The 16,125-nt window shown below is 31.9% G+C and carries 13 protein-coding genes and 1 pseudogene; 2 read left to right on the forward strand and 12 right to left on the reverse strand.

The genetic code is table 11. The features are described 5' to 3' along the window. Nucleotides 1–80: 80 nt before the first annotated feature. The 5 genes from L987_RS11445 to L987_RS11465 all read right to left on the reverse strand — a co-directional run bounded on the left by L987_RS11445 (nucleotide 81) and on the right by L987_RS11465 (nucleotide 6,040). A complete protein-coding gene (locus tag L987_RS11445) occupies nucleotides 81–749 on the reverse strand; it encodes an ABC transporter ATP-binding protein (RefSeq protein ID WP_011302207.1) in 669 nt (222 codons plus the stop codon). A gap of 10 nt (nucleotides 750–759) precedes the next feature. Beyond that, nucleotides 760–1,683, reverse strand: a complete 924-nt coding sequence (locus tag L987_RS11450) for an ABC transporter permease (RefSeq protein ID WP_011302206.1) — start codon at nucleotides 1,681–1,683, stop codon at nucleotides 760–762. Next, the gene (locus L987_RS11455) at nucleotides 1,680–2,846 is read right to left on the reverse strand and encodes an ABC transporter permease (RefSeq protein WP_047504732.1); all 1,167 of its coding nucleotides are present in this window, start codon (nucleotides 2,844–2,846) and stop codon (nucleotides 1,680–1,682) included. Before L987_RS11455 ends, L987_RS11450 begins: the two co-directional genes overlap by 4 nt. Before the next feature lie 50 nt (nucleotides 2,847–2,896). Beyond that, nucleotides 2,897–4,402: a DUF6583 family protein gene (locus L987_RS11460; RefSeq protein ID WP_047504735.1), complete on the reverse strand. Its 1,506-nt coding sequence runs from the start codon at nucleotides 4,400–4,402 to the stop codon at nucleotides 2,897–2,899. A gap of 240 nt (nucleotides 4,403–4,642) precedes the next feature. Next, nucleotides 4,643–6,040, reverse strand: coding sequence for an MFS transporter (locus L987_RS11465; protein ID WP_047504738.1), 1,398 nt, complete (start codon nucleotides 6,038–6,040; stop codon nucleotides 4,643–4,645). Nucleotides 6,041–6,373: 333 nt separating this feature from the next. On the opposite strand from L987_RS11465, the gene L987_RS11470 reads away from it, so the two are divergent. Then, complete coding sequence (locus L987_RS11470) at nucleotides 6,374–7,315, forward strand: nucleoside hydrolase (RefSeq protein ID WP_047504741.1); 942 nt, start codon at nucleotides 6,374–6,376, stop codon at nucleotides 7,313–7,315. A 95-nt stretch (nucleotides 7,316–7,410) separates the two neighbouring features. Here the strand turns inward: L987_RS11470 and L987_RS11475 are convergent, their stop codons facing one another. The 4 genes and pseudogenes from L987_RS11475 to L987_RS11490 form a co-directional block, all read right to left on the reverse strand. Then, a complete protein-coding gene (locus L987_RS11475; protein WP_047504744.1) occupies nucleotides 7,411–8,553 on the reverse strand; it encodes a CapA family protein in 1,143 nt (380 codons plus the stop codon). 147 nt (nucleotides 8,554–8,700) lie between these two features. Then, complete coding sequence (locus tag L987_RS11480) at nucleotides 8,701–9,327, reverse strand: nitroreductase family protein (protein ID WP_047504747.1); 627 nt, start codon at nucleotides 9,325–9,327, stop codon at nucleotides 8,701–8,703. A 262-nt stretch (nucleotides 9,328–9,589) separates the two neighbouring features. After that, nucleotides 9,590–10,895: pseudogene (locus tag L987_RS11485) on the reverse strand (MFS transporter). A gap of 175 nt (nucleotides 10,896–11,070) precedes the next feature. Further along, complete coding sequence (locus L987_RS11490; protein WP_047504749.1) at nucleotides 11,071–11,514, reverse strand: GNAT family N-acetyltransferase; 444 nt, start codon at nucleotides 11,512–11,514, stop codon at nucleotides 11,071–11,073. 319 nt (nucleotides 11,515–11,833) lie between these two features. Here L987_RS11490 and L987_RS13575 point away from each other — a divergent pair, with 319 nt between their 5' ends. Further along, on the forward strand, nucleotides 11,834–13,993 hold the full coding sequence (locus L987_RS13575) for a bifunctional glycosyltransferase/CDP-glycerol:glycerophosphate glycerophosphotransferase (protein ID WP_047504753.1): 2,160 nt from the start codon (nucleotides 11,834–11,836) through the stop codon (nucleotides 13,991–13,993). A gap of 179 nt (nucleotides 13,994–14,172) precedes the next feature. On the opposite strand, the gene L987_RS11500 is transcribed toward L987_RS13575, so the two are convergent. The 3 genes from L987_RS11500 to L987_RS11510 form a co-directional block, all read right to left on the reverse strand. After that, nucleotides 14,173–14,496 (reverse strand): hypothetical protein, encoded by a 324-nt coding sequence (locus tag L987_RS11500; protein WP_047504757.1) that lies wholly within the window; start codon nucleotides 14,494–14,496, stop codon nucleotides 14,173–14,175. A gap of 27 nt (nucleotides 14,497–14,523) precedes the next feature. Further along, nucleotides 14,524–14,844 (reverse strand): carboxymuconolactone decarboxylase family protein, encoded by a 321-nt coding sequence (locus L987_RS11505; protein WP_047504760.1) that lies wholly within the window; start codon nucleotides 14,842–14,844, stop codon nucleotides 14,524–14,526. A 125-nt stretch (nucleotides 14,845–14,969) separates the two neighbouring features. Next, nucleotides 14,970–15,857 carry a LysR family transcriptional regulator gene (locus L987_RS11510; RefSeq protein WP_047504763.1) on the reverse strand — a complete coding sequence of 296 codons (888 nt, stop codon included), beginning with the start codon at nucleotides 15,855–15,857 and terminating at the stop codon, nucleotides 14,970–14,972. Nucleotides 15,858–16,125: the final 268 nt, after the last annotated feature.

The following is a 16,125-nucleotide window of genomic DNA, read 5'->3' on the forward strand; positions in this document are numbered from 1 at the left end:
TCACCTCATTATATACAAAATAATTAAAACCACATCCATCATCACGGGGGTTCTCCATGAATGGATGTGGTTCATCATCTCTATTTATTATTATATACTTCGAATGCCCAATGCTTATCTTCAAGAATTTCCCTATAGAATGGATCATTACCAATTACTTTAATTTGATCCGCTAATGCTTCAACTTCATCTAAGTGGTGTGTCGTTAATATAATGAGTCGTTCCCTCTTCATTGTATTCAAAAGGTTATGAATATCAAATCTGGATTTTAAATCTATACCTACTGTAGGTTCATCTAAAATTAATATTTGCGGATTACTTAATAAACCGATTAGAACATTCACCTTTCGTTTCGTACCACCAGACAAATTAGAAATTGTCATGGTTCTCTCATTTAAATTGAGTTGACGTGCATACTCGTCTATCAATACATTGGATAACGGTGTTTTGCATAGCGCCTTAAAACATCGAATATTTTCATTAACTGTCATATGTTCAAATAGTGCAATATCCTGTGGTACATAACCGATTTTATCTTGTCTTTGCTTTTTTGACAGTTGTTCTCCAAAATAACGTATTTCACCTTTAGTCAATTGTTCTAAACCGGCAATCATTCTTAATAATGTGGATTTACCAGCGCCGTTTTCACCTAATAAAACGGTTAATTGCAAATTTTCAAATGTCATATCTAGGGACTCAAAGATGCATTTTTTACGATAGTGCTTGCTTAAATTTTTTAATTCTATCATCTTATCACTCCTATAATTGTATAAAGATATATAACACCGCCATCAATAAGGCAAATATGACTGCCATAAAGAGCCTATGACTGAGTGTATTTATTTTGAAAAGTAACCATGAAACCCCTAGTTCATACACAATAATAATCACTAATGATTTCGCAAAGAACGTAAATGAAAGTTGTTGTTGAAATATGAATGTTGTTATGCCAAGTACAAGCATTAAAATGAGTGTATGAATCAAAATATAAGTTGTGAAAAGTATCAACTTACTGTATTGAAATATAAAAAGTCTTGTTAACGGACCATTTTGTTTCAGCCTTTGATGCAACACGATTTGAACACTACTAACGAATAAGATAATGCCAAACACTAGGCTGATTGATATAGACGTCTCAGAATTGGTATTTACGACATGGTGAACAATGGCTGATTTGGGCGTGTGTTGATTTAATGTATCGGACACCTTTTCTAAGGACGTCTCTTGACCGTCATCATCTAAATGTTTTTTTACAATATACGGAATTTGTTGTTCATATAATGAACGACTAATCATTTCAAATGTAATATCACCAATAAAATCATCTCTTGCATAAAGTGTAAGTGCCAATTTTAATTGATTATTTTTCAATTTATCACTGTAATCTTTAGGGATATGCATCGCTGCAACCGCTTCTTTTTTACTAACACTTTCATCCAGATATATTGCTTCTTGGTCCAACTTTTCAACTTTAACAAAGTCGTTCTTCTCAATACTTTGAATTAATGTATGTGAAGCTTGGGATTGATCCTGATCTTGAACTGCGACTGGAATTTTAAAAGATTGATTCAGCGATGAATAAGCTGCCCATATCAATAACAACGTACACGTTAAAATAGTAAAAAAAATCACTAATTGCTTCCACTGTTTTAATATAATGATAAATATAAAGGACTGTATCATCGGCGATACCTCCAAACAATGATTACCAATAATATAATAGCTGTTATCACAAAGCTCATATAGAAAGTAATGGGTGTATCTAAGATATAATTATTTAATATAATCTCTAACATTTGATTAGTGACAAAACTAAATGGCTGCACATTAAACATGCCATTCAATAAATGTTTGAAATATATCGTTGGTATAATTTGACCAGAAAATAGAATAACCATAAGTGCAAGCATGATTTTCAGTACGATATTGAACCAACGGAAACTGATCAAATCAATAATGGTTAACCAACCTGTAATCATTAGAATATAATAAACTAATTGAATAACTACAGTTGGCCAATTATAAGGCTCAAAAGTATTGGGCAATATCTGTATCATGCATAAGCATCCTAACAAGGTCCACACGCCAGTATAAAATAGCGTAAATAAACTTCTAATTAATGTTAGCTTTTCAAATGAAAAATGGTACATATGTAATCTGGATTTTAATGCCTTAGCTTGGTTCATTTTTAAAATTGAAAATAGTGATAGTGCAAAAATAAATATGGAGGCTAAATAACCTGTCACTACATAATAGCTCGATGTATCAAATATTTGTATCGGTTGATAATCAAATCCGCCTGTCCGATTTAAACCGGTAAATAATAAATCCGTCAATAATTGTAACTTATCGTCCTTATTGGCCTCTGGTGATAATGTCGTGTAGGTTAACCCTCCACCCATCGATAACATGAGGCGACTATAAACTGAATCAGTCAACTGATTAATAACTAAACTTTTAGTTGACGTTTGATCATATGTATAAACAGCTATAGGTAAATTACCATGTTTATAAAATGTTTTTGTCATACCTTTTTCAAAAACATAATATCCCTCTAATTTTTGTGCTTTCAATAATTTTTGCGCTTGATTTTGATTGTAACGCTGAATACGAATATCTTTACCTAGATGTGTTCCATTTCCCATTGAATTGAGTATGAGCTGTGTCTCCGCCGAATTATCTTGATCAACAATACCTATTCTAAACTTTGCATCATCTTGATTAACGTACTGAACGACTAGTAAGGCAGTTAAAAAAGCACACATCATCAAAATCAAATAGAAAAAAAGATGCCATTTTTTTAATAGAAAAGAGTGGTAAATGCGAAACAATTGAATTGTTTTCATTTAACCACTCCTCTCTCCATTAATATATTACCTTTTTAAATGAGTTATCTTTATTTTTTATCTTTAATATCTTTTGCGATATCTTTTACAATATCTTCAGTGTTGTTAGATATTTCTCGTTGTAGTTTTCTAAAGTCACTATCAGACATTGTATTTAAATCTTGTGCATTTGCTTTTTTAAATTTAATGTCTTCTTTAAGTTTTGTGTCACCTTTAATATTAATCACGACCGTCTCATTATCGATATCTGTTGATAATGAAAGTTCTTGTTTTTGTGTATTATTTTTAGTGTCTGTGTCTAAATTATTATTGAAATCAATTGTTGTTTTATCGTAGTTAGCATTGATTTCAATCTGACCTTTGTCGTTACGTTTATCCCCATCTTGTGATTCTGTATTTGTTAAAGTTGCATCAGACTTACGGTAACCATTATCAAAAGTTACTTTGTAGTTATCTTTATACTGATCGTCTTTTTTAGTCGACTTACCTTTCAGTGCTACTTCTTGGTCATCATCTGTTGTTAATTTATAATCAATCATTAAGTTATCATCATCAACTTGACTTGTCCCATTTAATTTCACTGTTGAACCGTCTTCATCTTTCATCGTTAAATTACGTTTAAGAATCTGATTATCGTCTTCCCATATAACTGATTTCACACTTGGAAATTCTGCTTTATCTGTATCTTTTACTTCTTTTAATATATCATCTAATTGTTTTTTATAGTCTTTCGCATTAAATTGATCTTCTGCAATCGCTTTAATATCTTTGTCTTTTTTAGCTTTTTCTAATATGTCTGTTAAAATGGCTTTTGTTTCACCTTTACTTACATTCATTGTTACTTTTTTAACATCTTTATCCTCACCATTGACCTTAATTGTTACATCGTCTTTTTCAAAATTATCATCGTCTAATTTATCTGTAATCACTTCACTATATTTCTTGCTAATTTCATCAATTTTATCTTGAGATATTTGTGTACCAGATAACAACGAATTTAAATTTAATGAGTCATTTGTAATGCCATTATTTGTCCCTTCAACACTCGATGTTTCCCCAGTGATTTTTTTATACACATCGACAAGTTCATTATTCTTCGCTTTGTAAACATCATCTAAAATTGGAGCTGCATAATATTGATTTTGCTTATCGGCAGCCCATTGAAATTCCCCAATTTCATTATCTGCAACTGTAGGTGTTAAAGCTATAACTGAATGCTCTTTATCCGGATCATGTCCCAATTTAAATCCTAACTTCGAAGCATCTGCAACAGATTTTGGTATATCCGATGATTTGAGTAGTGCTTCTGGTACATCTGCACTTGCATTTAAATTAATTAAATACGACTCATCTTTCATCTTATCTTGAAATTCAAATTCATTTTCAAACCTGTCTTCACCATACGCTTTCATTTGCTTTGCTGTTTCCTGTTCACTTAGTAAATACGTATTTTTAGGTGTGTTCTTTGTGAAATAATACGCTGCTGCTCCCCCAATGCCACAAATCAGTAGTACCCCAATAACGACTGCTATAACAATCTTCACTGTCTTAGACATATCGTTCTACCTCCCCTTAAGTTTTAATTTCTTTTATAATAGCACAATATATATATAATTAATTAACTAATTCTAAAATTCTATCAATTTTTACATCTTTTTTAATAATAAGTATTATATTTATTATTTGTATAAAAATATAATTATACCCAATGTAGTCCTTCACAGTAGGTTGAGCTTAAATTTTTCAAAAATAAAAAGTAGTTGCCATTTTTGATAATGACAACTACTTAAATATATTTAATCTTTTCTAACTTCATCTTCCCACCATAAAGCATCTTTAGGATTTTTCACTACATGATCATAATCCTCTTGCGTTTCGACATTTGGATAAGAACCTCTGAGTGATTTGTTAGAGGTAGATTTAAACATTGTTATGAAGATAATGAGTCCAACGACATTAATAAACATCAAGTAATAAGATGGTGCAATTTGTTGTCCTGTCGTTTCTACTAAAGTTGAAAGTATAAATGGCGTTAAACCACCAAATACCGCAGCACCAATATTATAAACAAGTGATAATGTACGTAACCTAACCTTTGTATGGAACATACTTGGTAATAAGGATGGCATAACACCTTCAAATGTTGACATAAATAATGCAATGATAAACAATCCAAGTATTACAAATGGAATCATTGGAATACTCATTAACCAAAATGCAAGCACCGAGAATAAACTAAATCCTGCTAAACCAAATATAATGGTGCGTTTGTTACCAACTTTATCACTATACCAACCAAAGAAAAATACTGCTGGTATCATAACTAACATGGTTATGGTGCTCAATATGGATCCCATAGTTCCACCTAAGTTGATTGTTGAATTCAAGAATGATGGCATATAGGAAAGTACCATATAGTTGGCAACATTTAAGAAAGCTACGCCTGCAAAACAAACGACGACGTCTTTCCAATAATATTTGAAAATATCTAAATATGAATATTCTAATTCTTCTTGTTCTTCTAATGTAGATTCATAAGCTGGGCTTTCATCTAAACTTGAACGTAAGATAATACCAATAATACCTAATGGTGCAGCAAGGATGAATGGAATTCTCCAGCCCCAATCAGCCATTTGTTGATCACTTAATAATGAATACATCAGCCCCGCTAAAATAGCAGCCATAATATTTCCAGCAAGTGTACCAATTTCTAATCCACTGCCTAATTTACCGCGTGTCTTATCAGGAGCTGTTTCTGCAATATAAGTCATTGCACCTGCGTATTCCCCACCTGTTGAAAATGACTGAATCATACGAACAACAAGTAATAATATAGGTGCCCAAATACCAATTTGATCTTGTGTAGGTAACAGCCCGAGCATCAATGTCGATGCTGCCATAAGTAATATCGTTGTCGATAATACAATTTTCCGTCCATATTTGTCCCCTAAGTGACTGAAAAATATACCACCGATTGGTCTCACTATAAAAGCAAAGGCAAATACTGCAAATGTTGAAACAATTTGCATCTCTTGAGGTAAATTCCCAAAGAAATTTGCACTTAATATCACAGCTAATTGTGCATATAAACCAAAATCAAACCATTCTATTGCATTACCAATCCCTGTGGCTACAACACCTTTTTTGGCTTGATCAGAATCTACTCTGTTAACTTTCTCTTTTTTAAATTTCACAAATAAAAACACCCCTTAAATTGTTTCTATTTATATAACATAACCTATGTATTAACTTATAAACACTTATAAGTTATAATTTATTATTTTTTAATTTTCAAAATCAATAAATTTTAAAATGATTTCGCGAATTTATTAAATGCCATTTTAATTATAGACATTCATCTAATGCCGTATCGTAAACACACACTTCAATCTTTTAGTATTTATATAAGTATTTAAGGCAATAAGTTCCAACATGATATCTCAAAGACGCCGCTTTTTTCTCAACACGATATGACTCTGATTCACTTTTGATATAATAGATTTACAAAATGAAACGGAGGATATTTTATGAAACAAATATATTTTAACCATGACGGTGGCGTCGATGATTTAATTTCTCTATTTCTGTTACTACAAATGGAGGATGTATCACTCATTGGTGTGAGTGCAATTGGTGCTGATAGCTATGTTGAACCTGCAGCAAGTGCATCTCAAAAAATCATTAATCGCTTTAGCAAGCAACCGATTCATGTCGCCGCTTCGAAACAACGCGGAAAAAATCCATTCCCTAAAGATTGGCGTATGCATGCATTTTTTATGGACGCTTTACCTATTTTAAACGAAGCTAATCAAAGCCATTCAAATTTACTTGAACACGATGCTTATGAAGATATTATTGAAAAATTACAAAAGAGTCATGCTCCAGTGACTTTATTATTTACTGGCCCATTAACGGATTTAGCTAAAGCCGTAACAGTTGAGCCTACAATTATTAATAAAATTGAACGTTTAGTATGGATGGGTGGTACATTTTTAGAAAAAGGAAATGTCGAAGAACCTGAACACGATGGCACTGCAGAATGGAATGCTTTTTGGGATCCAGAATCTGTTAAAACCGTCTTTGATACAAATATAAAAATAGACATAGTCGCATTAGAAAGTACAAATCGTGTACCACTGACATGGGATATTAGACAAGCTTGGGCAAACGAACGACATTATCCAGGTGTTGATTTCTTAGGAGTCAGTTATGCTGCTGTACCTCCATTAACACATTTCCAAACGAATTCTACTTATTTCTTATGGGATGTACTAACAACTGCATATGTAGGTAAACCTGAATTGGTACAGCAACATTCGGTCAATGCTAGTGTTTATACAGAAGGGCCTAGTCAGGGGCAAACGTATATAGATGATGTACACGGCAGAACAATTTCAGTCGTCGATCATGTCGAACACGATGCCTTCTTTAAATACATTACAAATTTAGCAAAAAAAGTTGAACAATAACGTGTTAAAAAGCGCCCTTTTCGTTGTTACACTTCAATACTGTGTAGTAACGAGAGGGCGCTTTTGCACTTTTATATATATATTTACGCAACATACTAGTAACTCTTTTCATCCAGATATTGTTTATCAATCACATCTTTCGTAATACCTACAAGTCTCTGACGTGATACTTCCATGCCTTTTTTATCATTTAAAGCATGATATTGTGCCTGCTCATCTTTATAATGATCTAATTTATACATTTTAAAATTTTGAGGAGTTGCTTTTAAATAAGGTTCCCCATTTTCATAATGTGTCACCAATGATTTCCATTTAACATTATTGATTTGTACGCCTTTAGGATTTTTTTCTAAATTAAAACGTATGTTACCACCTAATATATTCTTTTCAGTTCCTGTAGCTTGTCCATTTAGAAAATTTCCCAGGGAATAAGCAACGAGTGTTTTATGATTATCTTTCCCTTTCACCCATTTAACTGGCTGTATCACATGTGGATGTGTGCCTAATACGACATCTGCACCCGCATCAGCAAACACTTTGGCATACTGTTGTTGCGTCTCATTGGGTTTAGTCTTACCTTCATTACCCCAATGTGCGGAGACGATAACTGCATCACTTTTTTCTTTTGCGCTTGCGATATCTTTTTTGATTTGTGCCTTATCAAAATAATTGATTTGATATGGTTTTTCTCTAGGAATATCATTTGTTCCATATGTATAACTCAGCATTGCCATTTTTATTCCATTTTTCTCAATTACAGGAATCGTATCATGTTGCTTTGGCGAATCAAACGTTCCGAAATAAAACACGGACTTAAATTGCTTCCAAACGCTGATTTCATTTTCTAAACCTGCAGTTCCTTGATCTAAAGCATGATTATTAGCTCCATTAACCACATTAAATCCAGTATGTACTATGTTTTGTGCGATTGCCTCTGGCGTATTAAATTGTTTAAATCCTGACAAACCGCGTTCATCACCACCAAGTGGCGACTCTTGATTGATGTATGATACATCTGTTGATTGAACTTCATCTTTTAAATTGTCATACATTGACTCAAAATTGAACTGTCCATTATCTTGCAAAGCATCCTGATAAACGACTGGATGGATTAAATTATCGCCTACTGCATAAAAAGATAACGTTTGCGTTAATTTATCTTTTTCATTTAAACAACCTACACATAAAACTAAAAAACACGAAAACAAAAAACACAAAATAATCCCATATTTCCACATATTTCATAACCCCTATCAATACTCATTAAATTTTATTATAAATTTGATAAGTCAATATATCAATAGAGTTGTAAAATCGAATACTATTTTTTATAAAGAAATAAAAAAAGACATTTTTCAATATTAAAAAATGTCTTTCACTATATATTAAACGTATTTAGTCACAGTTTCTGTTGGTAATCTATAAGAACCATGGGCTGGATTTTTAGCTTTACCAATCGCAACAATTAGTACGGGTACATAGCGTTCTGAATCTATACCAAATGCATCTGCGATTTGATCACTTTCAAATCCGCCAATTGGATTTGTATCATATCCATGCGCTTTCGCAACAAGCATAAATTGCATTGCGGCTAAACTACTATCAATCTTCACAATGTCATTCATTTGTTCTTTTGGTGCATTATCATATAATGGTATGACTTTTTCTAACATTTCTTGTTTTACTTCTTCCGGCATTAAATCATGTTTAACTGCATTACCATAAATTTCTTCGGCATTTGTTTGACTCTTCATATCACCAAAAATAACGACCATAGCCGCTGATGAATCATTTTGACGTGTGTTAAAACGAATGAGCGGACGTAATGTGTCTTTACCTTCATCACTTTCGACTACTAAGAATCTCCACGGTTGCATATTAACTGATGATGGTGCTGTCGTTGCTTTTTTAATCATTTCATCCATTTCTGCTTTCGGTATTTTCACTTGTTCATCAAATACTTTTACAGACTTTCTATTCATTAAAATTTCTTCAAAATTATTATTTATCATTTGTTATTTCTCCTTAATCATTTTTAACAAAATCAAATTATACTCAATTTAGCTATAATTACAAATCATTTGTTTATAATTAGGAACAAAAAATGTTTTACCTCAAACGCCCCACACTATTTACTTTGAGTAAAAACAAAAAAAGCGAGTATAAATGAACCTCATATTAAAATGATGGTCATTTATACTCGTAGCTTTATTTTATAAGTAATACTTCTTTAAAGCATTTGGAATATATCCATGTAACTTACATAAATTTGATTTATGAAGTTGGTTTCATTTTTTTAATACCTGGTTTAACAAAGCACATCGCAATAATACCGATGACTGCCGCTACTACTGCAGATATAAACATTGATGAATATCCATATAATGTTACAAGTATACCTGTTAACGTTGGCGCTATAATCGTTGCAGAGTTAACAAAGAAATGCGTAATACCGCCATACGTCCCAGTTTTCTTCGGTGCTGTATCAATAATGACAGACCAATAAACAGCATTTGGCAAGAATATACAGGCATTACCTAGCATCATTAGGAACATTATCCAGCCAATTTGATTGGTTGTTGGGATAATTAAAAAACAAATCGCTGCCAAAGTCATTCCAAATATCGCTAAACCTGATCGTGCAATTCTTAGACTGCCTGTTTTCACACGTAACCAATCTGATAATCTTCCACCGAAACATGCTGTAAAACAAGCACCTATCCAGGGAAGCATACCAAGATACCACAATGAGTGAATCTCAAAATGATACTCGTCTTGTAAATATTTTGGTGTCCAAGTTAAAATCAAAAAGTTTATGTATTGAAAACCAAAATAACCAACCATATTAAAGATAAGTGTCGGACTTTTGAAAAAGTGATACCATTTTTCATGTGCATTGTGCTCAGTTTCAACTGGATTTTCACCATGAACCGTTTCTTCTGTGGATCGAATACTTTCAATTTCTTCCTGAGAAACATGTTTATTATCTTCAGGATAATCGGTAAATACTTTATACCAAATAATAATCCATACGAGACCTAATAAACCTAAAATTACAAAAAGCACGCGCCAAGTTGAAATAACTAAGAAACCAGAAACAATCGGTGCTGTGATTAACGCACCCAGTGGTACACCAATTAAACCTAAAGCTGATAATAAACCGTGTTCTCTCGGTGCTGCCAAGTTTGCATTGGTCTTACTGATTGTAGAAAATATTGGACCTTCAGATACACCAAATAGTACTCTTAATAAGCCAAACCCAGCTAATGCAGAACCGCCAAATAAAGCCATGCCTATCTCACCAGCAAATGCCATACCTATTTCAAATAATGACCAAAGTGTACCAGCAATTAACCAAACAAATTTTGGCCCCCTTTTTATCTGCTGTAACCCCTCCAAACAATGAACCAAGCATATAACCATAGCCAAAATAACCTAATATTGATCCCCAAGCGATATTATCGAAACCAAATTCGTTAATAATATCTTCTTGAGCATAGGAAATAGCGCCACGATCGACATAGTTGATCATTGTCATAATAATAATCATCGTAATGATAAAATAACGATAGTTTTTCATTTTTAATTTCCCGACTTGTTTACAACATTGGTAAATATAGAAAAACCTAACGCTAAATGAAAACGCTATCAACAATATTTTTGATTATTAAATTTACCTTTATTACTAATAATGTCTAAAACCCTTGCTATTAAAAGAAAAATAAAGTTTTTAAAAATAGCAAATATTCAAAAAATTATTCTACTACTTTCATAGACATTGTAATATTTCTCTCTTGAAAACCAACTTTTTCATATAATAATTTAGCTTTATTCTGTACATTTACATTTAACCTAACTTCACCAATATGCTGTCTTTTAAAAAAGTCATTAACAAAATACATTAACTTTTTAGCAACACCCTGTCTTCTATAACCTTCAAAGACATATAACTCATAGATAAAACCGTAATCTTGTTGTTCAAGGTAATCTGTTTTTTTATCAATAAGCACAAATCCTTTGCATATGTTTTCTTCAATCAACACATAATATTTTGCACCTTGCAATAGCAATTGACTTGACATATCCCGCAATGACGCATCTGATAAATCAAAATTCACCATCATCGCTTCTTTGAATAACTTTGGTATAACTTTGTTAATGAGTTTCAATTCATTATCTTTAGCACATCTTATTGTCATGATATTCATCCCCTGTCTTTAATATTTTTATATACATTTCCAAAACTACTAACTATGCTTTAATATAATAAAAGTAAATAATGTATTTTACCTATAAGTTGAAGTCTTTTGCTTTTCTTTATACTACATAACCGTGCTACAATATATGCTTTAGAAATAATATATGCTTATAAATAATAATATATTATTATTCGTACGTTTTATGCACATAATAATCAAAAAAATTTGATTTCAAAGTTGAAAAGATAAAACAAAGTTTGTTAATATTTTACCTTATATAGAAGATAGTGAGAAAATTTAAGTAAAAAGAGGGAACACAATGAAGTCTATATCAGTCATAGTGACTTATTACAATTCAGAAGATTATATCGAAAGATGTTTAATAAGCCTTAAAAAACAAAGATTCCAAGATTTTGAACTCATCTTAGTAAATGATGGTTCAACAGATCAATCGAAACCACTTGCAACACAAATACTTAAAGATTGGGATATTCCAATTAAAGCAATTGATTTACCAGAAAATACAGGACATGCGCATGCTAGAAACATGGGCTTGAAAGAAGTTGAATCTCCTTACTTTATCTTTATTGATTCTGATGATTATTTGGCATCCTATGCATTATCATTTTATATGAAGAAACTAAATCAATTCGATGCGTTAATTGCGCCTATCCATGGGTTCACGTTGGATATACCTCAATACGTTGACCAAAATTTAGTGCGTACTCAATATTTAAATACTAAAACACATTCTAATCAATTTTTAAGAAAGCAAACTGCATGTAATATTGTTTTCAAAACTGCAATTGCACGTGGCCATAACTTACAATTTAATGAAGACTTGAACGTCTTTGTAGATTGGTCCTTTATTTTAGAATTTATTAAATATGCCAATGGATTCGTGCGTGTCAGTCGCTTTCCTTTCTATATTAAAGGGGAAATCTATGACCCGTTTGTGAAACCAGCACTGTCTAAACAAGATTTTGGCATTACGTTCAACGATTATGTATATAGTTTCTCTGATTCTGTTCAACGTGCGCCTTTAAAAGAAAATAAAGTTTTCATAAAAAATAAAATGAAAAATATTTACAAACATTCATTCGAACCCTCATCAAGAAAAACCCCTGAGCGTTATAAATATAACAGTGAATTGCTTCCAAAAGTGACAAGAGAATTAATTCCGACGCTTTTCAAAAATGAGAAACCACTCTTTATATTAGAGTCATTGATGCTCATGGTGAATAAACGTAAATCCGCTTTTAAAATAAATAAACTTAGAAAAAAAGCACGTTTAGTAAAAAGTATCTTGTTACGTAGAAAAAATAAAAATCGTGCATTATACCAATTAACAGATAGTGAAGATAAAGTGAGTCCAAATACGATTGTATTTGAAGCATTTGCTGGTAAAAATTACAGTGATAGCCCGAAATATATTTACGAATATATGATGAAACGCTATCCGAATTATGAATTTATATGGGTCTTTAAAAACCCTTCTAAAGTACAAATTCCTGGCTTAGCTAAAAAAGTTAAAAAAGGCTCTAAAGCTTACTATGAAGCATATTCAAAAGCTAAATACTGGGTGTCTAACGCGAGATTACCGCTTTATCTGAATAAAAAACCAAACCAAGTTTATATACAAAATTGGCACGGCACACCATTAAAACGATTAGCAAATGATATGAAAGTCATTCGTATGCCAGGAACTACAACGGATAACTATAAACGTAATTTTAGAGAAGAAACAAGCCGTTGGGATTATTTAGTGTCACCAAATAGATATTCTTCTAAAATTTTCGAGACTGCATTTTGGATGAAACCTGAACAACTACTTGAAATTGGTTATCCTAGAAATGATGTATTAGTTAACCATGCAAATGACAAATCATATATCCAAGAAATTAAAGAAAATTTAAACTTACCTGCAGATAAAAAAGTCATCATGTATGCGCCAACTTGGAGAGATGATGAATTTGTGAAAAAAGGTAAATATTTATTTAATCTACAAATTGATTTAGATAATTTACAAGCACAACTTGGCGATGACTATGTTGTACTATTGAGAATGCATTATCTCATTTCTAATGCCTTAGATTTACGTGGTTATGAAGATTTTGCCATTGATGTTTCAAACTACAGTGATATCTCTGAATTATATTTAATTTCAGATTGCCTTATCACAGACTATTCATCCGTCATGTTTGATTACGGTGTATTGAAACGTCCTCAATTCTTCTTTGCTTATGATTTAGATAAATACGGTCAAGATTTACGCGGATTCTATTTAGACTATCACAATGATTTACCTGGACCTATTCACCAAGATCCATACCAATTAACAGAAGATCTAAAAAATCTAGATCAAGTTTCAATAGATTACAATGACAAAATCAATCAGTTTTATGATGACTTTTGTTCATTAGAAAATGGACAAGCGTCTAAAGCAATTTCCGATTTAATTACTAAAAATAACAACTAGCCTATTAAATTAGAAATAATTAGGAAAAAAAATACTCATTCTGAAAATAAAGCGTCTGGGTCATAAATCCCTAATCTCAAAAAAGAGGACTAATCCTTAGTATGGATTGGTCCTCTTTATATTTAAATTCTAACACTTTCGATTGTGCATGCTTTCCTAGGAAATAACGACTTCAAATATTATATTTCGTACTTATTTTCTTTTTTCTTAAATACTAATAAAACATACAATAACATGATGATTTGAATCACTGTCCCAATCACCATTGAAATGAGCGTTAAACTACTGTTGTTATTTTCAAAGTTTAAAATATGCAGTAATGTCGTTGCAATAATGAGTTCAAAGACGATACCCGCTGATGATCCAATTTGATGAGCTAGATTGACTAATCCAGAAGCGATACCTGATTGCTCATTCGTCACTTGATATACGCCTAAATTTGTTAATGGCGTAAAAATAAACCCCTGCCCAACCCCAATTAAAATTAATGGCAGTATAAACATTGTTATGATAGGCCTCCTTATTATTGATTAATCATTGTATATATCTTTGGCAATGTTAAATGCGGACCATGCTTTTGGCCAACCAACGTAGAATGATAAGTGTGTAATTATTTCTACTACTTCTTCTTTGGTTACACCATTTTCTTTAACTATTTTTAAATGCGCTGTTAATTGTTCAAAATTCCCACCTGTAATGAGCGCAGTTATTGTTATTAAACTTCTTTTATAAGGAGACAGTTCTGATTCTCTAGACCAAACTTCTCCAAATAATACGTCATCATTTAGTTCAGCAAATTTTGGTGCGAATGATCCTAAATTATCTCTACCTGCAGTTTGTTTTTTAGCCATATATATCACTCCTAATTAATACATTTTTGAAGACAACTACAGATTAGTGCCATTTCAGACATTCGTCTAATGCTTAAAATAAAAGAACGCATGCTTTATAAGCATGCGTTCTTTATGAAATAAATCTACTGTGGATGATTCATTTCCTTAAACCTTTTGATAAAGTTTTTTAAAATAGGTGTTTGTATTCTACTTTTCTTCCATACTAAAACACAATGTGTGTAAAGTTCTGGTTTAAATGGAATAAAAGCTAAATTATCTAAATTTCTATTCGATGTTACACCTTCAATCACAACAGCTGAACCAACATTATTTCTTACCAATGAAAAAATATTAAATATTAAGTTATACGTTCCAATCACTTGCAAGTCATTGACTGCTATTTGACTCCATTCTGAAATCATTTTTTGATTTTCTGGTCTTCTAGACATTAATAATTTTGTTTTTTTCAAATCTCCAGGATGTATTGAGGATTGCCCTCTAAATGGAGAATCTTCAGAAACAAGCAAACCCCAACGCTCTGGTCTCGGTAAAGGTACTTGCTCATATTTTTCCATTGCAATGGGTTCTATTAAAATCGCAATATCCAATAATCCTTTATCAAGACGCTCACTGATTTCACTGCCTATACCACTTACGATATGAAAAGTGATTAAAGGATGTTCTCTCACCATCTCTTCTAATATCATGGCAAGCGTGTCAGAATTATCCGCTTCTACACATCCTATCGTAATATGTCCACTCAACGCTTGTTGTTTTTTATTTTCAAATTCTTGTTGCGTCTGATTCGTTAATGACAATATCTCTTCTGCTCTATTTTTTAAAAATATGCCTTCTTCTGTAAGCATAATACCTTTATTTTCTCGATAAAAGAGCTCTACCCCTAGTTCTAATTCTAAGTCATGCATTTGTCTACTTAATGTAGGTTGCGTAATGTTTAGTACCGTTGCCGCTTTTGAAATCGCATGTTCTTCAGCAACTGTCCAAAAATATCTAAGTATTCTCAATTCCATTGGGTATCCCTACTTTGTTTATGGTTTATTTTACTCATTATAACAAAATTAAATGATACTTCCTTGTAATATTTGTGGTGTATAAAAGTCATTCATTCAACCACCATAGATTTAACCAAGTCTCCCCGATAAATAATATCTCTCATATTACGTAACAGCGCGTTATGCGTGCGTCTGTCGAAAATGAACTCGTAAAAGCTTTAAGTATCAAAAAAGGCAATGTTAGTCGGACGTGCACAAAAAAACTGCCAACAAAGTCTAAGCCTTT

This window comes from Staphylococcus sp. ZWU0021, assembly GCF_000798895.1.
Classification (GTDB): Bacteria; Bacillota; Bacilli; order Staphylococcales; family Staphylococcaceae; genus Staphylococcus; species Staphylococcus saprophyticus.